The organism is Nocardiopsis sp. iso_237 (genome assembly GCF_056173345.1).
In genome coordinates, this window is the sequence record NZ_CM149669.1 from 234,079 (window position 1) to 252,371 (window position 18,293).

The following is an 18,293-nucleotide window of genomic DNA, read 5'->3' on the forward strand; positions in this document are numbered from 1 at the left end:
GTTGCTGAGTAGAAGTACTCAGGCGTCCCGGGTCAGAGGGTCAGGAGGAGGACGCCCGCGACGACCACGGTCGAGGCGACGATCCGGATCGGCCCCACGCGCTCCTTGAAGAACACCAGCCCGATCAGCGCCGCGAAGACGATGCTGGTCTCCCGCAGGGCGGCGATCCCGGCGACCGCCCCGGACAGTTGCGCCCACAGGACCAGTCCGTAGGCGCCCGCGCTGACCGCGCCGCCGAACAGGCCGACCTTCCAGATCGGCCTCAGCTGCCCGACCAGCTTCCCCCGCCGGGTGGCCAGGGCCACGAGGAAGAACACGGGACCCTGGAGCATCATGATCCACGTGATGTACCCGAGCGGGTCCTGGGTCAGACGCACGCCGTAGGCGTCCACTACGGTGTAGGAGGCGATCGCCAGACCGGTCGCGAAGGCGGCCAGGAGCGCGGGCACGTGGTGCCGCTTCGGCAGCCCGCCCGCGAACACCAGGATCATGAGCCCGGCCGAGATGACCAGGACCCCGACCAGCTCCTGGGGCGGCAGGTGATCACCCAGCAGGAGCACGCCGATGAGGGCCACCACCCAGGGCGCGGTGCCGCGCGCCAGGGGGTAGACCTGCCCGAAGTCGCCGGTCCGGTAGGACAGCATCAGCAGGGTCAGGTAGATCAGGTGGGTGGCGAGGGAGCCCAGCAGGAGCGGCCAGGCCTCGGGCGGGGGCATCCCGACCACGAACAGCAGCGGGAGGGTCGCGAACATCCCGCCGAGCCCGATGAGCGCGAAGCCGAGCAGCCGGTCGCTGATCGCGTGCGCGATCGCGTTCCACGCCGCGTGCAGCAGGGCCGCCACCAGCACCGCGAAGACGATGGGTGTGGTCATTGGATGTCTCGCAGAGGGGAAGGGGAACCCCGCAAGGCTAGCCCCCACCCCCCGCGCCACCCGGCGGCGCCCCCGTCCCCACCCGGTCGCCGCGCCGGTCAGGGGCGGTGGGCCCGGACGTTGGTGGGTGCGATGTGGTTGTTGCGCAGGTGCTCGTAGACGATCGAGGCGCGCACGTCGGCCACCTCCGGGCGCTCGGTCAGCTTGTCCACCACGAAGGCGTACAGGCTGTTGTTGTCCGGCAGGGCCACGTGCACCAGGAAGTCCTCGTTCCCCGAGGTGACGAAGACCGACAGGGTGTCCGGCAGGGCGCGGACCCAGTCGCGGAAGGCCTCGATGTTGTGGCGCGAGGGCTTCACGACGCTGACGGTGATGAGCGCCTGGACGGGGCGGCCGATGAGTTCGAGGTCCACGTCCAGCAGTGAGCCCCGAATCACACCCCTTTCTCGCAGCGCGCGGGTCCGATCCAGCGTCGTCGTGGGCGACGCGCCCACCGCTGCGGCCACGTCGCGGTTGGTTTTTCGTGCGTCTGACTGGAGTTCGGCCAGGATCGCCGTATCTAGTTCGTCAAGATCAGCCATGACCGGAGTTTACCCGTACTTAATACGGGTTGTTGTGTTTGACTCCGGAGCATGCGTAACATTTGAGCGAAAAGGTCGTATTTGGCTCGCCGGGAAGTGATCCTTTCCCGGTCGGCAGTGTCGCCCGCCGGTCGGCCCAGCACTGGTGCAACGTCGCACCACCGCAACACAAGGGACGTCCGTCACCGTGAGACCTTCCTCCGTCGTGGCCGTCACCGACCGACCGTCGGTGGGCCCGCGAACGCGGGGCCGCATCCTGGCCCTGCTCGCCATCGTCTGCGCGGCGCTCAACCTGCGCCTCGTCGTCACCGCGCTCTCTCCCCTGCTGACCACCATCGGCGCGGAGTTCGGCTTCACCGCCACCGTCGTGGGTGTCTTCGGCACCCTGCCGCTGGTGGCCTTCGCCGTGTTCGGCCTGATCACCCCGGCCGTCATGCGCCGCCTGGGCCCCGAGGCCACGGCCGCGCTCAGCATGCTGCTCACCGGAGTGGGCCAGGTGACGCGCGCCTTCGCGCCCGACACCGGCGCCCTGCTGGCGCTCACCGGAATCGCGCTCGTCGGCGCCGCCCTGGGCAACGTCGTGGTCCCGCCGCTGATCAAGCAGTACTTCCCGGACCGGCTGGCCGCCCTCAGCACCGTGCAGATGGTCGCCATCCACCTGGGCGCCCTCTTCCCGCCGCTGGTCGCGATCCCCCTGGCCGAGGCCGCCGGATGGCGGGTGGCCCTGGGCGCCTGGTCCGTCCTGGCCCTGGTCGCCGCGCTCCTGTGGACCGTCCAGTGGCGGCGGTCCGGCGGCGCCCCGCGCGCCGTGGTGCCCTCCGGGGGTCCCGCCCTGGCCCGCCCGATCTGGCGGGTGGGCATGGCCTGGCGGATGGCGCTGCTGTTCGGCATGGTCACCTGGAACGTCTTCACGCTGTTCACGTGGCTGCCCGCCCTGCTCGACGACGCCGGACACAGCCCCGCCCTGGCCGGGAGCCTGGTCTCCCTGATGGTCGGCGCCAGCCTCCTGTTCGGCCTGGTCGCGCCGATCGTCACCCTGCGCGCGGCCAACACCTTCCCGATCGTCGCCCTCGGGCTGGCGGGCTACGGCGTGGGCTACCTCGGCGTGGCCCTGGCCCCCGAGCACGCCGCGCTGTGGGTGCTCTTCCTCGGCATGGGCACCAGCCTGTTCGTGGTCACCATGACCATGATCAACGCCCGCAGCTCCACGCCGCAGGGGGCGGCGGCGCTGTCCGGCTTCGTGCAGGGTGCGGGCAGCGGTATCGCCCTGGGCGGCCCGCTGCTGTTCGGCCTGTTCAACGAGCTGACCGGCGGGTGGACCCTCTCCTACGCGGTGATCGCGGGCGGTTCGCTCGCGGTGGCCCTCGTGGTCGCCTACGTGGAACGCACCCCCTGGACGATCGAGGCGGCCGCCCAGCGCCACGGTCCGGTCCCGACATCCGACCCCACGGGCGTCCGCTCGTGAGGGTGCGGCCGGTAGTGGCCAAATAGTCGGATATGCGACTGATGGGTGCTCACAAGCTCGCAATGCCCACAACGGACGCATAATGTCGATCTGAGCAACCCACCCCCCGAAAGACCCTCCTTCGTGATCCCCGCCTTCCCCTCCTGACGCCCGCGACCCGCACGCACACCGCGACGGGGGTGCCTGGGGCGAAGCGCGGAGCGGGGCCGCGGGGCATCCCGGGACCCACCGGGTATCACGACGGGTGGTCGGACACCATGACGATCGAACAGCGGCGCCCCCTCCCGCCCCCGGACAGGGCACCAGCGGGCCCGGCCGCGTCGGCCCCGCTCCTGCGCAACCAGGACTTCCAGTCCCTGTGGTCCAGCCGGTTCCTCGCCGGGCTGGGCAAGGAGAGCGGCGAGGTCGCCTACCCCCTGCTCATGCTGACGCTGGCCGGATCGGCCGCCGAGGCCGGATTCGTCGGCGCCGCCCAGGTGGCCACCACCATGGTCGCGGCGGTCGTCGGGGGCTCCCTCGCGGACCGCGTCAACCGCCGCGCCGTGCTGCTGGTGTGCGACCTCGGTCGCCTGCTGCTCCTCTTCGCCTTCGCCGGGACCCTGCTCAGCGGGTACGCCACGGTGCCCGTGGTGATCGGCACGGCGGTGGTGTCCTCGGCGTTCATGGGCGTCTCCAACCCGGTCGCCATGGCCGCGATCAAACAGCTGGTGCCACCCGCGCAGATGGCTGACGCCGCCGCGCAGAACCAGATCCGCTTCTTCACCACGACCGCCCTCGGCGCGCCCCTCGCCGGGTTCCTGTTCAGCCTGGGCCGCGCCTACCCCTTCCTCACGGAGGCGCTCCTCTACCTGGTGTCGGGGGCGCTGATCCTGCGCATCCGACGCCCCATGCAGGCCCGCCACGACGGGACCGAGCGGATGAGCCCGCGCGGTGCGGTGCGGGGCTTCGTGCTGCTCGCCCGGCACCCGATCCTGCGGCCGATGCTCGCGTGGATCGTCTGCTTCAATGACCCTATTCCGTAAACACGAGTAGCAGGAAGCCTGCGATTCGGAGTCTGCGGAGAATGCACCGGCTACACTGATTCCGGTGCTCCGCACCAGTTTCTAGGCACATGTGGCCCCCTGGTCGTCGACCAGGGGGCCACATGGTTTCCCGGGGTGTTACGCCTCGGTGCGGGTTGTGGAGAGCAGGGCGGCCCACTCACTGCCGGGGAACTTCAGGTGTCCGGCGGCGCGGTTCTGGGTGTCGCGCACGGCTGCCGCCCCGGGTAGGTCCGCGACCTCGACGCAGTTCCCAGCGCTGCCGCTGTATGAGGAAGTACGGAAGACCAGGGCAGCGGGTGAAGACGTGTGCGTGCTCATGTGAGCCCTTCCAGGATTTCAGTGATCAGCGCCCGGGAGTCGGGCGAATTCATCGCCGCTTTGCGTAGGTGCTCGAAGACGCGGCGGTAGGTACCGAGGTCCTCGGGGGAATCCATGAAGAAGTCGGACGTCGGCCCTTCGAGGTAGACGCTCGAAAGTCCAGCCTCCTCAACTGTGAGGATGGCGAAGCTGTTGAGCTCCGTCGCGGCGTGTGCCCCGGCCGAGAACGGAAGCACTTGCAGGGTCAGTATGTCGTGCTGATCTGCGAGGTTGAGCAGGTGGTCGAGTTGCTCGCGCATGATGTCGGGCCCGCCCACCAGGGTTCGGAGCGCGGCCTCACCCACGATGGCCCAGAGGTGGGGTGTTCGCCGCTCGACCCAGCGCTGTTGTCTTCGCAGGCGAACGGAAACGCGGTCCGTGATGTCTTCGATCGGCACTCGGGAGGGCGCATGGGCTGCGAGGGTGACCGCGCGTGCGTACCGCTCAGTCTGGAGTAGACCAGGTACAAAGGACTGCTCGAACGAACTGATCTCGCTCGACGCGTCTTCGAGCCCGATGAATGTTCCGTATGGCTTCTGGACGTCGTGGCCTTGCCACCATCCGGGAGTACGGGCGATCTCCCGAAGTGCCATCAGCCGCGCGGCCTCGCTCTCGCTGACTTCGTAGACCCGCAGCAGCCCTTCCAGTCGGGCGACACCGGGCACTTGCCCGGCGGGGCCTCCGTCTTCCCAGCGCATGAGCGAAGTCTGTTGGGCGCGGAGTGGTCGGACGACATCGGCGGGGGTTCGGTCCCCACGGAGCCTGCGCAGCTCGCGCGCGAGGACCCATCGGGCCACGGTCGGGCCCTGTGGCGTGCTGGTCATGGGCCCCAGGATGCCATATGTCCAGTTCGGCAGGCTGCCCTAGCAGAAAGTCAAAGCAAAACATGAAAGCAGATTGCTTTTTCTGGTGTGAGGGGTGACACTTGAACCTCCTTCAAGGACGTCAAGAAGCCCCGCGACGCTGGCACGCCCGGGGCTTGGACAACGCTGCGATCAAAGGAAGCGCTGCCATGAACGACTATACCTCTGGCATCCCGGACAAGTTGCTCGCCATCCTCGCGCTGGTCCCCCTCCTGTTCCGACGGGCGTCCCGGGCCCGGCCTTACGCGGTCCCGCGCCCGTATCGGCGCCCACACTTGCCCGCGCTCCCGGCGCTGACCGCCCCGCTGCACGGGCCTGAGGTCGGCCCGGTTGCTGTGGTTCGGCCCTACGTGCTCGACGAACTCCATTGCCTTCGGCGGCGCCGCGCCCACATCGTGCGCGTTGACCGGTCCCGACTGGGGTGCGGTGTCCTGCTAGACCTCGGGGCGTCGCGGGGGCGTGCCCCGGCTGGCCAGGACCCGCACCCCATCCCCGAGCCCCGGGACGGCAGTGCGGCGGAGGTGGCGGCATGACGCGGGTGTGTGACATCCGGGACGCCGGGACCCTGGCCGCGCTCCGCGCCCTGGCCGCGCGGCACCACAAGCGCCTGCACTACCTCGGGCCCACGCTCGACGGACGGCCGGTGTACGTGGTGCTCCACGCAGGCGTGGAGTGGGTGGCGGCCGGGGCCGACCGGGACGACCACCCGCACCCGGCGACGTGGCACAGCCCCCTGGAAAGGACCCCCCTTGACGATGCCGCCCGTACCCCCCAGACCCGATGCCTCAGACGAAGCGGCCACCCTCGTGTGGCTCGCTGACGTGGTCGGCCGCGCGATCATCTCCCCGCGCGATCAGACCAGCCCTGACACCCCCGTGACGCGCGCCCAAGCTCTCCTGTGGGGCGCGCTCCCCACCCCGCCGAGCAGGTAGGCGGGGCCCGTTCCACCCCCTCGGCCGTGCCCGTCCGCGCGGCCCGGCGTCCCCGGTTTCGTGGCCGGGGGCGCCGCCCTCCCCCTGTGAGGCGACATGTCCAGCTGCACGCCGGGCCACACCCATGACTACGTCCCCGACCCGGCGGACCCCCGCACACCCCGCGTGCGTACCCAGAGGTGCCGCCACTGCGGAGACATCCGGACTGAAACCAACCCCCCGAGCTGACAGGACCAACCGCTGTGCCGAAGACGAAGCCGATCGAGCCGGAAGCGCTGCTGACCCCCGCCGAGGTCGCCGCCTTCTTCCGAGTGGACCCCAAGACCGTGACGCGGTGGGCCAAGGAGGGCAAGTTGTCATCGCTGCGCACGCCGGGCAATCACCGTCGCTACCGCGAGGCTGAGGTGCGCGCCCTGCTCACCGGGCAGGAGCGGTAGGCGTGGCCGAGGATCATCTACTGACCCCCGCCGAGGCCGCCGCCGTCCTGCGCGTGGACTCCCAGACGGTCACCCGCTGGGCCAAGCAGGGCAAGCTGACCTCGCTTCGCACCTTGGGAGGTCAGCGCCGATTCCTAGAGTCGGAGGTCCGCGCCCTGGCCGAGGGGGAGCCGACGCCGACGCCGCCGGTCGAGGCCGAGGCCGAGGTCGCGCCGAGGTGGTTGACGCCGACGCAGGCAGCGGCCCTGATCGAGGTGGACCCCAAGACTGTGGCGAGGTGGGGGGACGCGGGTGATCTCCACATGATTCGCACGGTGGGCGGTCACCGCCGGTACCGAGAGGCGGACGTCCTAGAGATCCTGGCAGCGCGCGGGCCGGGCACCTACCCCGGCGCTGCTTCGTCGACGCCCTGACCGACTAACAAGACTCCCGTGCGCCTGGTGGCCACTCCCGGGCGCGCGGGCCCCACGTCGCCCCTGTTCTCCCTTGCGGGAGGGCGGGGGCGTTTTTGCAGGTGGTGGACGACTTTCAGGCAAAACTAATCGTGCTGTTTACAATTCTAACCAGCATGGTTAGTATCGCGGTGTTGGAACCCCCGCAACCGAAGGGACCCTTATGAGCGTCACCACCGGCTACACCGAAACCCACCTGCTCTGGGACCAGGAAACCGGAAGCCTCACCCCAACCCAGCGGCCTCCCCGCCACGAAGCCACTACCTTCCGCGTCCACTGGGGCGTTGACCGGTACCTCGGCCTCCCCCAGGGGCTCCCCGCCTGGGCCGCGAACCGGTACATCTACGCGGTTCAGCTGCTCGTCTGGAAGCTCCAGGAGTTCGCGACCCTGGAGTACGTCCCCGGAGACTTCGGCGGTAACGACTGCTACCGGATCGTCTACCGCGACGGCTACGAGCCGTACCTTGAAGCCCTGATGCAGATCACCGGCGCCTACCGAAGCAACTGGGAGTTGGAGGGCCGCGCAAGGGACGACCTGCACCACGACGATTTTTACAACCGGGTCAGCAGGACCGCCATCGAGGCCCGGATGCGGGCCATCGAGACCGAGGACGTTCAGGCCCTCATCATCGACGGCGACGCCGAGTACACCCCCGCCAAGCCCGGCGCCCGGTACACCCGCATCCGCATGGACAAGGCCGGGCACCTGTCCGCGCACACCACCCAGGAGCCCCCGGCCGAGGAAGCGGGCATCCGCGAGTGGGAGGTGTCCCCGCTGAACTACCGGCAGGCGAACACGCTCATGCGAGCGATCGGGTCCCGTGCGCTGACGGCCACGAACCCCGCCGCCTTCTCCACGTTCGTGGGGAACGCTCAGGAGTCGATGGAGGACACCCTCGCGGGCTTCCTGGTCAGCGACGACCAGGTCACCGCGTACATGGCCGAGCACGACATCAAGGACACCCCGGCCCGGTGCGAGAAGGCGCTCCGCGCCATCGTCAACGCCCGATTCAACGGCAGGTAGGGAGGCGACCGCCCCGGCTCTCACCCGGGGCGGGCGCCCGCCCGCCAGCATCCCACACCCAGCAGAAAGGCGAAGGCCGTGACTGACGACCACCAGCCCGAGAACGAGATCGACCCGACCCTGTTCGTAAGAGTGGACCGCCCCGCCCTCCTCCGCCTCGACCCCATCAACCGCTTCCACGCCTGCCAGACCATCCGCAAGAACGGGGTGGGCGATCAGGTGGACGACATCCGTAACGCCGCCGTCGCGGAGTTGGCGGACCGGTACGAGCGCATCCACGGCACCAACGTGACAGTCGCCGGTCACCTCGGCGTCTCGCCCGCGTTCGTGGGGCGCCTCCTGACTGAGGCCGACGCGAACGCCGAAACCTACGAGCAGATGCGGGACCGCTTCGACCGCGAGGACGTGGAGGACATCACCGGGTCCTCCGAAGCGCGCCTGCGCGCCGTCCATTCGCTCGAAGAGGTCATCGAAACGTTCCTATCCGACGCCGTGTCCAACGCCGAACAGGACGAGTACGACGCCGCCACCGTGGGGGTGAGGATGATCGTATCCGCCGCCGCTGACACCCTGCGCATCCTCCAGGGCGAACTCGACGAGGACCGGCTGGACGAGGCTGAGGCTATCGAGGCGGGGACCGCCCCTCACCAGGAACACACGTACCGGGTGCGGGTGGTCTACCGGGACGAGTCCGGAACATGGGTGGAGCACTCCATCCGGGAGTGGCAGGACTCCAACGCCGCTTCCATCGAGGAGGTCGCTGAGGACGCCGGGTACCTGCTCACCGGTCTCACCGAACGGGGCGGCGAGTCCACCCCGGGCCGGGTGTGGCAGCTGGAGTTCTGGGCTGACCCGACCAGCACCGGGGACCCGGATCACGTCCACGAGCACACCGAGCACACCCCCTCGGCCGACGAGTGGAAGAACTGGGAGATCATCCGGGCGGCCACCGACGAGAACGGCGTCGTGGACACCGAGAAGGTTCGCCAGCTCTGGGCCGAGCACTTCGCCAACCAGGAGCAGGGGGACGAGGCGTGATCAACGTCAGTAAGCTCATGGAAATTCAGCGGTGGGCCCAAGACGGGCGGATCTGGCAGGAGTGGCGGGAGGGCCTGCCCGGCCCCGTCACCTGCCGCGCGGTCGTGCCGGTGGTCGACGCCTACGAGGGTCCCGAGTACGACGCGGTGTGGATGGTCGCCGCACTCCAGTCCGGGCTGAACCGCCGCGCGTTCGTCTCGGGGACGGTCACGATCGGTCAAGCCGGGGCGAGCCATGCCAACCCGGCGAGGCTGCGCCAAGCCATCCTCGCGGCCCGCGACGGCGACCGTGACCGGCTGTTGCGCCACCTGGTCGACATCGCCAAATCTCACCACGTTCAAGCGCCCTACGCGACGAACCCTCTGAACCTGACGAGCTGGGCGCAGGAAACCGCCACCGCGTTGTCCGGCGACCCCGGCAAGGTGTCGGCGGTATGCCGGAAATGGACGATCGACTACAACCGGGCTGTGCAGAAGACCACGCCCGCGCCCGACGAAGCCCAGGCAGAGGAGACCGTTGATGCGCACGCTTGAACACCCCATTCCCCAGGTACCCGGGGTCGGCGCCGACCAGATCAACGCCGCTCTCGCGGAGCCGGTGAACCCGAGTTGGTACAGGGACCTGGTTCGAGGGACCCCTCACCACCAGACCATGGGCACGGTCACCAGGTTGACGGACACGACCGCCGAGGAGCCCGCGTTTGACGCCCTGTGGATGCTGTTGGCGGTACGGGCATCCGGGTCCGCGCTCGATGTCCGGCCCGTGCGCGGTCTGTCGCTGTTGAGGGCGATCGGGAGGAACCATGAGCGGCGCGGCGGACCCGGGGCCGATGTCATCGTGGACGCGTTCCGCCGCAAGGTGGTCCGGGGACGCCGGGAACAGACGTTGGAGGGAATCAGGCGCCGTCTGATCGACGCGAACAAGCTCGGCGGCGGGCGTCTGATGCTGTCCGCTGATCGCCTGGTACGCGACACCTATGCGGCCGTGCACCCTGACGGGGGCGTCCGTAAGGACTTCGCCCAGTTCGCGGTGATGGAGATGTACCGGCTTGCGGAGCAGAAGGGGGAGGTGTTCGCGGGTGAATGAGGACCAGTGCGCGGCCCTCGACGGCGCGTTGTATCAGGTGTGGTCGGACCGGTCGCGGGACGTGGCTTCCTGGTGGCGGCAGGTGGGTGAACTCTGTGCCGATCAGTTCTATCCGTACGGGGGGTTGCACGAACGTGCGTGTGGCGTGGCCGGGGGGACCGACACTAACGCGTTCCAGGTGGCGGGGTTCCTGCTCGCCATGGCCACATGGCCGCACGTGAAGTCGATGAACCCCACCCGGGGGCTTCCTATCGGCGGCGCCTTGGCGCGCGCTGCTCTGGCCCACCTGCCCTCGGGGTCGCACGGTCAGCCCGCGCCCGCGTCTCAGGCCCGGCTTGATCAGGTGTTGACTCACCGGGCTTCGGCTGGGGCGATTCTGCTTGCGTGTTCCGGCGCGATCCGGCACTGCTGGCGACAAGGGCAGACAGTGAACCTGACACGGACGGCGCCGCAACTGGTCGGGCTCCTTGACGCCTCTGACGTGGTGCGGCACCAGGCGTGCCTACAGGTGGCGACGGACTACCACGAAGCGTTGGGCGACCGCCCTAGAGAGGACGCAGCCCTGATTTACTAGGAGCAGCCTGCGCGGCGGATCGTCCGTAATGGAAGTGCGGTCATCTCAACCGTCGCGCGGGCACCCGAAACGACGAAAACGCCCCACCCCCGAAACCGGGGGTGGGGCGTTGCTGTGCTCAGGCCTGTATGACGGCCGTCATGTCTGCGGGCTGGCCGCTACCCCCCACCCCGTATGCCCGGAAACCGTCGGGTAGCGGGTGGTGTTGAGGCGGGTGTCGAGGGCGGCACGGGCGGCCGGGCCGAGGATGCCGTCAACCCCGAGCCCGTGGTCGGACTGGAGGGCTTGGACGGCGTCGGACATCTCCTGTCCGTAAAACCCGTCGTCCTCCCACTGGGGGAGCGGGTACCCGGCGGCCATGAGGTCGCGCTGTGCCAGCGCCACCCACGGGCCCGACGCGGTGTACCCCGGAGTCGAGGCGGGCCCGATGATCCCGGCCCCCAGCCACTCCCCTTCCCCGACGCGGAGCGTGTCGACCCACGCCCGGGACCCGGCGGCGGTCAGCAGCCGGACCGTGGTCAGGGTCCCCGAGTAGGCCGAGGTCGACTCGTGGTCCGGGGCGTTGGTCAGCGGTGACACGTGGCTGATCCGGTACGTCGCGGTCCCGCCGGTCGCGGACACCTCGACGCGGACCAGGCGGTCACGGCACGCCGAGACGACGGCGGCCGGGGCGGAGACCCCGCCGAGGAGGAACCCCCCGCCGGTCGTCCACGCGACCGACGGGTGTCCGGCGGCGGTCCCGCCGACCGACACGGTCAGCGCGGCGCCGGTCGGCACCCACACGAACAGGGCGGCCGACAGGGCCGCGCGCGTGCCCGTGGTCCGGGCCAGGTTCGACGCACCCGCGACCGGGGACCCGAGACGCAGACACGGCCACCCGGTGTCAGGGCGGCCGTCGTAGGCCACGTGACCGCCGACCGTGGTCCACGGGTCCCCGTGCACGGCGCTGCCCGTGGTGGTGACCAGGTGCCCCGGGCCGCCATGGGTCGTGTTCTGCCGGATGATGGCCACGGTTCACACCACCCGCGCTGCGACGGTGAGCGCCTGCGCGGCGGCATCACCCTGCACTACGGCCGCGGTGAGGTATTCACCGTCATTGACCAGCACAGACACGGCAGTGCTGCCCACATTCGCGTTCGCGGGGATGGTGACCGTAGCGACTGCTGTGGTTCCCCGCCGGACCTCGACCGCGATTGCCGAGGTCGACGTCGAGGCCACGCTCGCGTGCACCCGCGTGACCGTCCGCGTCGCGCCGCTGCTGTTGTACATCCGGTGCAGCGGAGCGCCGGGCGGGGTCGCCCCGGCGTGCGGCGCCGACCATGTCCAGGAGGAGTCACCGGCCGGGCCGGTCGCGCCGTCGGCACCGTCGCGGCCGTCGGTTCCCGGGGTGCCGGGCGGGCCCTGCTCCCCGTCCGTGCCGGGGGCGCCGTCGGCACCGGCCGGGCCCTCGGGACCGACCAGGGACGCCAGCCACTCCGGGAGCGTGCCGGGGTAGCCCTGCTCGACGGCGAGCGCGTAGGCGGACGCGCCGTCGGCACCGGCCGGGCCGGGGTCACCCGGCCGACCGTCGACACCGGGCGGGCCCTCGGGCCCCTGCTCACCCGGCGGACCCTGGGGCCCCTCGGCGCCTTCCCCGCCGTCGGGGAGCTGGGCGACGGGCACCAGGCCGCCAGCGTCGAGCGTGGCCACGCCGCCCGGGGCGCCGACCTGGTCGAGGGGGAGCGCGCCGACCGACTCCGCGCCGAGCACCACGTGCCCGACGTGGGCGTTCACGCTCCACACGATCGGGTCGTCGGGGACCGGCGGCGGTACCAGCGGCGGCGTGAGCGCGGACAGGTCGATGGGCCCGCCGTCGTGCGGCACCTGGAGAGAGAAGGAGTACGAAGACGCGCCGGTGATCGTCACCGTGACCGTGTACGCCCACGGGCCGCCGGTGATGTCCGGATCATCGGTCGCGGGTACCTCGGCGGACATGGCGCCCTGGTCGTCGAGAGTGATCGTGACCGGGGTGCCCATGATGACCGTGGAGTGCGCGGGGGAGACCAGCCGGGGCACGGACGGCTGTAGCGTCACCGTCCCGGCAGCGGACGTGCCGGACAGCAGCACCCACCGGCCGTGAAGCCGGACCCGGTCGAAGTCCGGCGGAAGGTCGAGGATCGTCGGCACGGGCTAGCCCTCCTCGACGTCGGCGCGGCGGGTGTGCGGGGCGAAGTAGGCGGCGGCGACCGCGACCAGGCCGACGACGGCGGCGGCGACCTCGGCGGGCAGGTCGTGGCCGAGCAGACCGGCGACGTAGACCAGGACGGTCACGGCGGCACCGGCGTACCCGGCGGCGGCGACCTTCTTCTCGGGCAGGAAGCGGGCGGGGTTCTTCGGTGAGGCGTGCAAGGGGTCTCCAGACATGAGGGCGCCCCGGGCGGGTGCCCGAGGTGCGATTACTGAGGGTGCGGCCGGCCGCCACTTAAAGTGATGGCGGCCGGTGGGGGGTTCAGGTGATGGGCGATTCCCACGCCGCGCGCCACGTGCGCGCACCGACCAGGCCATCGACGCCGAGGCCCTTCTCCGTCTGGAAGGTTCGGGCGACCGTGGCGGTCTGGGGCCCGTACAGGCCGTCGGCCGAGATCGTCCACCCCCGGTCGCGCATACGGCGCTGCCAGCGACGAAGGTCGTCGCGGTGCGAGTAGTAGCCGGACACCGAGTAGGCCGGACCCGACCGGGGCCCGAAGTACCACCCGGTGGCGAGTGGGAAGCGGGGTGCCTTCACGCCGGGCTTGGGCGGGCGTGGCGTCGGGGACGGGTCCGGGCCGGTCGGCGGAGCGTCGGGGGCGTCGGCGCCCCACTTCGCGGCCTTGCGGAACGTGCCGTCCTTGACCAGAGCGTAGGCCCGGGTGCCGGGGCAGGAGGTGGCCGAGAAATCGCGGTGACCGAGCACCGCACCGGAGATGGACGACTTCGGTTCCATCAGCCACGTGCGCAGCTGGCGAACCGCGTTGATCTGGGCAGGGGTGATGACGTCGGTCGGGCCGGTCGCCAGCGTCACCGAGTAGTGCGAAGAGTTCCCGCCCGGCTGGGCGGCCTGGGTGCGGAACAGTCCGCGCCCCTCGATCACGTACCCATGGGCGCACGCGAACCAGCTGTAGCCGATATCGGCCCACCCGCGCGCGGGCCCGGTGTGGAAGCTGCGGGTGCGCCGCCAGTAGGCCAGACACGCACTGTGGGGCGCCTCAGCGAGCCTCTGGTCGCTGCTGTCGTAGTGGACGACCAGACCGGATCGGGGGTTGGCGTAGGCGGCGGGGGAGGACGGCGACCATCCGAGATCGGACCGCCATACGAGTAGGTCGGGCTGTGGCATGTGGGTGTCTCCAGACATGCGAAAGGGCCCGCACATGGCGGGCCCGGGGTGGGTGGGTTCAGAGCAGGGACGAGAGCGGGGAGTCGGCGGCGGCCAGGACGGCGAGCACCAGGGCGGCGCCGGTGCCCCACCGCCACCGCTCCAGCGCACGGAGCCGGGTTTCCTGGTCGCCTTGGCGGGCTTCCAGGGTGGTCACTCGGGCGAGCGCGGCTCGGACGTCGGACTGTGTCTCGCGGGTCGCGTCGTACACGTCCCGGGCCGTCACGACCGACGCGAACGGGTCGGTCGGCATGGGCGGGGTGGTCATTCGTTCACCTCCTCCCCGTTGGCGTCGTCGTCGACCAGGGCGGCGAAGGCCTCCGGGGACACCCGCTCGAAGGGCGGCATGGAGTTGAGGCGCGCGCGGAGCTCGGCCACCTCGGCGGCCTGGTCGCTGACCACCTGGCGGAGGTAGGCGAGCGTGGCCTCGACGTCGGCGGCCGGGCCCGGGTCCACCGGGGCGGCGGCGCGGGCGGCGGCGACCCGGGGGACGGGCGACCATGACCCTGCCCACGTGATGGTGCCGTCGGACTGCACGGCCAGCCCGGCCGCCACGGTGCCGTTCGCCCGGTAGGCGCTCAGCACGACCGCGCCCCCACCCTGCTTGCTCACGCGCACATCACCGCGCGCGGTCCCGGGAGGGAACCGAATCCAAGTGTCATTCGGCCCCATCTGGAGTACGGGGCCGTCTGCCATCCACCCGGCGTGTAGGGCGGTGTCGCTTACCTGCATGGTGGTGACGGCGACCCCGGCGCCGTCGTGCACCCACAGCCCGCCCGTGGTGGGCTGGAGAGACAGGTCTGTCCGACCGTCGGCGCCCCGGTTGGTCAAGGTCGCCCACGGTCCATCTGCGGACGCCGACACCGACAGGTCCGCCGTCACGGCGGGGGTGCGTAGGGTCAGGCGGGGGCGGTCCCCGTCGTCGGGGTCGATCGTGATCCGAGACCCGCTTTCTTCCCCGATGATGATGGACGCCGCGCGGATGGCGGCGTACCTGACGCGGGTCTGCGCGGCCGTGTACGCCGCGCGCACGCCCTGTTGGAGTCCTCGGACGGTGCCCGCCCAGTCGGGCGGGTATGCGGGTCTGGGCATGGGTCATCCCCTCTGGTCTGCGGTGGTGGTCTGCCCGGCAGGGTGCCCGGTGGGTTCCTCGAAGATCAGCCGCGCCCGGTCGTGCGACTGTCCGCGTGTGGCGGGGGTGACTTCGACGCCGACGATCCGCCACCGGTGCGAGAAGGACGGGCGGCCCTGGTCGAGGGGGAACCAGTCGTTGACCAGGGTGAGCGACGCCGTGTCTCCGAGCCGGTCGGGGGAGAACGAACCCCCGGCGGGGAGGCGTACCTCGACCTGGGGGATGCGGATCATCCCGGACCGGCGCTCGGCCCACCAGGCGGCGTAGGCGTCGAGGGTGTCGGCGTCGGTGACGCCTTGGTAGTCGACGGTGCGCTCTAGGAGCGGCCACCCGGCGGCCCGGTATCGGGGGTCTTCCCAGATTCCGGAGAGCAGCGGCTCACTCTCGGCGCTCAGGTCGTCGTTGGGGGTGTCTCCCCGGGTCTGCCACGACGTGGCGACCGCCGTAGCGTCGGCCGGGTACGACCAGCTGATGACGTTGCCTGGCTGGGTGAACGCGTGGTCCGTCTGGTCCTGCCCGAGCCTGCCCGCGACAACGAACTCACGGCGGCGGCGCCCGCTGGCGTCGCGGAACACCCTGATCATCCATTCGGGGCCGTCGATCACCTCGGCCAGCTGCTCAAGCCGAGTCCCGTAGGTCTCCGCCTCGGACGCCCGGTAATCGCGGTCGCGGAGCATCCCCGGCGTCCCGGGGCCGACCTCGATCCCGATCGGCCCGTGGTCCTCCATGTCCGCGACCAGGTCGCGCGCGATGTCCCGGTCGCCCACCTGCCGGTACACCAGCTGACGGCGGATCTCCCGGTGATGGAGGTAGGACTCCAGCGACGCGCCCTGAATCGGGACGGTGATCCGGCCCCGGTCGTCGGCCTGTGGGGTGCCCGCCCAGACGATGTACGTACCCCACAGGTCGCCGTCCCGGTCCACGTGAACCACGGTCCGGCCGGGCCCCCGGTCGAGGTCCCCCGGCGTGCGGGGGATGACCCGGGCGACGGCGTCGGCGGTCGCCCGGTCAGTGACGTGCGCCGTGCCCTTGAAGCTCCCTGCCTGGCAGATGCGCCGGTCGAACGTGACGTCTGCGAGGTCGAGGTCGACGATGTCGCGGTCGGTGACCAGGTCCGCGAACGTGAACCGCCACCGGCCGCTCATGAGGTCCACCAGGTCGCGTTGTCCGCAGACACCCACGACGGCTCATACAGCGCGAACGCCCGGATGAACCCGTCCGGCCGGGCCTCGACTCGCGTGCTGTTGTATGTGCCCGACTGCGTGGACGCGGTCGACCACCGGTACAACCGGTTCGGCTCGAATCCGGCTGGGAGCTGCCCGAGGTCCGTGCCAGTGATCGCACGCGACGTGGTGAACGTCCCCCTCATCTCGACGCGCCCGTCGGGGGTGCGGCGGACCTCGACGGGGCCCGTGATTCCGGTGGTCAGCTGGACTGAGGTCCACGGGCCGGGGAGCCGCTGGAAGATGGCGCCGAGCGCGTCGTAGAGGGGCTGCCCGGCGGCCGGGGTCCACCCGGTCGGCACCCGCATGTACAAGCCGTCGGTCGCGGCCACGTGCACGAGCGTCCCCTCACGCACGGCGGCGAGCCGGTTCCTCGACGCCATGTCCGGCACCGGGATCACCCCGCCGTGCGCGGCCGTGTAGGTGCGCCGGTCGGAGACCGCCGACGCCCACGGGATACCGCCGGTCCCGGCGCTCGCCCCGGCGGGGACGGTCACCGTGTGCAGGGGGAGGGCGGTCGCGTCCGTACCGGGGTCGATCACGCCGACCCGGACGGCGACCTCTCCGAGGGTGTCGTACACGTCGTCGCGCACGACCAGGCCGACGGTGTCGGCCCGGGGAGCGGACGCGTCTCCGTCGGGGAGCGTCACCTCCTCGGTGTCGGTGGACACGACCAGGTACGGCCCCTGGGTGGGGCTGCTGCCTCCGGGGATGACGGCGGCGAACGGGGCGATGGTCGCGGTCATGCCCGTGCCGGTGAGGGCGGCGGGGTTCCCGGCGCCGCCGAGCAGACCGGCCCGCCGGTCGAGGGCCCATCCGGAGTCGATCCCGCCGAGAAGGGCGCCGATCAGAAGCCGGTGGTCCTCCAGGCCGACGGTGCCGGATTCGAGCGCGAGAGCGCGCACAGACATAGGGGTTGTTCTCCTCTACAGGTAGGCGTCTCGCCAGCGGACGGACACCGTCGAGCCGGGGCCCGCCCACATGGGCCGGAACTGGATCGGCGACGGTCCGGGCGGCAGGGTCCACAGTTCGGCCGGGACGCTGGCGGGGGTGCGGGTGTACAGCCGGTCAGCGCTGCCGGACAGGAGCACGGTCCCGGCGTCGCAGTCGACGACGAGCGTCTCGGCGTCGGCCAGGGTGAGGGCGAACTCCAGCACGTACCCGGTCGCGGAGTTGCGCACGAGCGGCCGGTCGCACGGGCCCGTGATCGTGAGCACGGGGTGTGTACTGGTGTCGCCGGAGTTGGTCAAGGTCGCGGCGCCGCCCGTGATGGGAGCGCCGTAGTCGAGGGGGTAGCCGAGCGGGTAGTCGAGCCCGTCATCGGGCCTCACCGGCGCGCTGATCTCCCGGGCGTACTCGGCCGGGGAGTACCGGCGCGGGTCCGGCGCGGTCCACTGCACCGTGAACGGGATGATCCCCAACCTCGCGCCCTTCACCAGCGACATGATGCGCTGGGTCGGCCGCGCGAAGGAGACGAGTTCCTCGCCCCAGGTGTTCACGGTCAGGGGGCGAAGCGCGGCGCCGTCCGCTACCCGGGTCGCGGACCGCAGCCCCGACACCATGGCGGGGACGTCCCCCTGACGGCACGCCAGTTGACCGGCGAGGGTGACCACGCGGGGTTGGGCGAGATCGGTTCCGCCCCACGCCCCGTGACGGGACGGGCGGGCCACGTCCCCCGAGTCGAGGGGAGGGAGGTCCTCCCACCCGTCGAGCTGGGACCACCGCCACGGCGTACCGGCGCCGAGGGTGAGCCCGCCCCAGGACACCTGTCCCGGGGTGAGCCCCGCCATGCGCGCCCCGATCGGGGCGTCGTCGTCTGCCAC

At 71.0% G+C, this 18,293-nt stretch carries 20 protein-coding genes and 3 pseudogenes; 10 read left to right on the forward strand and 13 right to left on the reverse strand.

The window, feature by feature from the left end:
* Window positions 1–32: 32 nt before the first annotated feature.
* On the reverse strand, window positions 33–872 hold the full coding sequence (locus tag AC0VYM_RS01180) for an EamA family transporter (protein ID WP_475457958.1): 840 nt from the start codon (window positions 870–872) through the stop codon (window positions 33–35).
* 98 nt (window positions 873–970) lie between these two features.
* Complete coding sequence (locus AC0VYM_RS01185; RefSeq protein ID WP_475457960.1) at window positions 971–1,453, reverse strand: Lrp/AsnC family transcriptional regulator; 483 nt, start codon at window positions 1,451–1,453, stop codon at window positions 971–973.
* 187 nt (window positions 1,454–1,640) lie between these two features.
* Here AC0VYM_RS01185 and AC0VYM_RS01190 point away from each other — a divergent pair, with 187 nt between their 5' ends.
* Both AC0VYM_RS01190 and AC0VYM_RS01195 read left to right on the forward strand, forming a co-directional pair.
* Complete coding sequence (locus AC0VYM_RS01190; protein ID WP_475457963.1) at window positions 1,641–2,918, forward strand: MFS transporter; 1,278 nt, start codon at window positions 1,641–1,643, stop codon at window positions 2,916–2,918.
* Between the two features lie 257 nt (window positions 2,919–3,175).
* Window positions 3,176–3,925 (forward strand): annotated as a pseudogene (locus AC0VYM_RS01195) (MFS transporter); the annotation flags it as partial.
* Between the two features lie 153 nt (window positions 3,926–4,078).
* On the opposite strand, the gene AC0VYM_RS01200 reads toward AC0VYM_RS01195, so the two are convergent.
* Together AC0VYM_RS01200 and AC0VYM_RS01205 are read right to left on the reverse strand one after the other, a co-directional pair.
* Window positions 4,079–4,279, reverse strand: coding sequence for a DUF397 domain-containing protein (locus AC0VYM_RS01200; protein WP_475457965.1), 201 nt, complete (start codon window positions 4,277–4,279; stop codon window positions 4,079–4,081).
* On the reverse strand, window positions 4,276–5,016 hold the full coding sequence (locus AC0VYM_RS01205; protein ID WP_475457967.1) for a DUF5753 domain-containing protein: 741 nt from the start codon (window positions 5,014–5,016) through the stop codon (window positions 4,276–4,278). The genes AC0VYM_RS01200 and AC0VYM_RS01205 overlap by 4 nt, the downstream gene beginning before the upstream one ends.
* 694 nt (window positions 5,017–5,710) lie before the next feature.
* On the opposite strand from AC0VYM_RS01205, the gene AC0VYM_RS01210 reads away from it, so the two are divergent.
* The 8 genes and pseudogenes from AC0VYM_RS01210 to AC0VYM_RS01245 all read left to right on the forward strand — a co-directional run bounded on the left by AC0VYM_RS01210 (window position 5,711) and on the right by AC0VYM_RS01245 (window position 10,150).
* Window positions 5,711–6,001 carry a hypothetical protein gene (locus AC0VYM_RS01210; RefSeq protein WP_475457969.1) on the forward strand — a complete coding sequence of 97 codons (291 nt, stop codon included), beginning with the start codon at window positions 5,711–5,713 and terminating at the stop codon, window positions 5,999–6,001.
* 354 nt (window positions 6,002–6,355) lie between these two features.
* Window positions 6,356–6,550, forward strand: coding sequence for a BldC family transcriptional regulator (locus AC0VYM_RS01215; RefSeq protein WP_475457972.1), 195 nt, complete (start codon window positions 6,356–6,358; stop codon window positions 6,548–6,550).
* 2 nt (window positions 6,551–6,552) lie between these two features.
* Window positions 6,553–6,723 (forward strand): annotated as a pseudogene (locus AC0VYM_RS01220) (BldC family transcriptional regulator); the annotation flags it as partial.
* Between the two features lie 57 nt (window positions 6,724–6,780).
* Window positions 6,781–6,963: pseudogene (locus tag AC0VYM_RS01225) on the forward strand (helix-turn-helix domain-containing protein); the annotation flags it as partial.
* 202 nt (window positions 6,964–7,165) lie between these two features.
* On the forward strand, window positions 7,166–8,026 hold the full coding sequence (locus AC0VYM_RS01230; RefSeq protein ID WP_475457975.1) for a hypothetical protein: 861 nt from the start codon (window positions 7,166–7,168) through the stop codon (window positions 8,024–8,026).
* A 78-nt stretch (window positions 8,027–8,104) separates the two neighbouring features.
* Window positions 8,105–9,064, forward strand: coding sequence for a hypothetical protein (locus AC0VYM_RS01235; protein WP_475457978.1), 960 nt, complete (start codon window positions 8,105–8,107; stop codon window positions 9,062–9,064).
* Window positions 9,061–9,597 (forward strand): hypothetical protein, encoded by a 537-nt coding sequence (locus AC0VYM_RS01240; protein WP_475457980.1) that lies wholly within the window; start codon window positions 9,061–9,063, stop codon window positions 9,595–9,597. Before AC0VYM_RS01235 ends, AC0VYM_RS01240 begins: the two co-directional genes overlap by 4 nt.
* On the forward strand, window positions 9,584–10,150 hold the full coding sequence (locus AC0VYM_RS01245; protein ID WP_475457982.1) for a hypothetical protein: 567 nt from the start codon (window positions 9,584–9,586) through the stop codon (window positions 10,148–10,150). Before AC0VYM_RS01240 ends, AC0VYM_RS01245 begins: the two co-directional genes overlap by 14 nt.
* Before the next feature lie 712 nt (window positions 10,151–10,862).
* On the opposite strand, the gene AC0VYM_RS01250 is transcribed toward AC0VYM_RS01245, so the two are convergent.
* The 9 genes from AC0VYM_RS01250 to AC0VYM_RS01290 form a co-directional block, all read right to left on the reverse strand.
* Complete coding sequence (locus AC0VYM_RS01250; protein ID WP_475457984.1) at window positions 10,863–11,735, reverse strand: peptidoglycan-binding domain-containing protein; 873 nt, start codon at window positions 11,733–11,735, stop codon at window positions 10,863–10,865.
* Between the two features lie 3 nt (window positions 11,736–11,738).
* Window positions 11,739–12,890 carry a hypothetical protein gene (locus tag AC0VYM_RS01255; RefSeq protein ID WP_475457986.1) on the reverse strand — a complete coding sequence of 384 codons (1,152 nt, stop codon included), beginning with the start codon at window positions 12,888–12,890 and terminating at the stop codon, window positions 11,739–11,741.
* 3 nt (window positions 12,891–12,893) lie between these two features.
* Window positions 12,894–13,112 (reverse strand): hypothetical protein, encoded by a 219-nt coding sequence (locus AC0VYM_RS01260; RefSeq protein ID WP_475457989.1) that lies wholly within the window; start codon window positions 13,110–13,112, stop codon window positions 12,894–12,896.
* Window positions 13,113–13,212: 100 nt separating this feature from the next.
* The gene (locus AC0VYM_RS01265; RefSeq protein WP_475457991.1) at window positions 13,213–14,076 is read right to left on the reverse strand and encodes a peptidoglycan recognition protein family protein; all 864 of its coding nucleotides are present in this window, start codon (window positions 14,074–14,076) and stop codon (window positions 13,213–13,215) included.
* Between the two features lie 58 nt (window positions 14,077–14,134).
* Window positions 14,135–14,383, reverse strand: coding sequence for a hypothetical protein (locus tag AC0VYM_RS01270; RefSeq protein WP_475457993.1), 249 nt, complete (start codon window positions 14,381–14,383; stop codon window positions 14,135–14,137).
* Window positions 14,380–15,207, reverse strand: coding sequence for a hypothetical protein (locus AC0VYM_RS01275; protein WP_475457996.1), 828 nt, complete (start codon window positions 15,205–15,207; stop codon window positions 14,380–14,382). The genes AC0VYM_RS01270 and AC0VYM_RS01275 overlap by 4 nt, the downstream gene beginning before the upstream one ends.
* A gap of 3 nt (window positions 15,208–15,210) precedes the next feature.
* Window positions 15,211–16,428: a hypothetical protein gene (locus tag AC0VYM_RS01280; RefSeq protein WP_475457998.1), complete on the reverse strand. Its 1,218-nt coding sequence runs from the start codon at window positions 16,426–16,428 to the stop codon at window positions 15,211–15,213.
* Complete coding sequence (locus AC0VYM_RS01285) at window positions 16,389–17,381, reverse strand: hypothetical protein (protein ID WP_475458001.1); 993 nt, start codon at window positions 17,379–17,381, stop codon at window positions 16,389–16,391. The genes AC0VYM_RS01280 and AC0VYM_RS01285 overlap by 40 nt, the downstream gene beginning before the upstream one ends.
* 15 nt (window positions 17,382–17,396) lie before the next feature.
* A complete protein-coding gene (locus AC0VYM_RS01290) occupies window positions 17,397–18,293 on the reverse strand; it encodes a phage tail family protein (RefSeq protein WP_475458003.1) in 897 nt (298 codons plus the stop codon).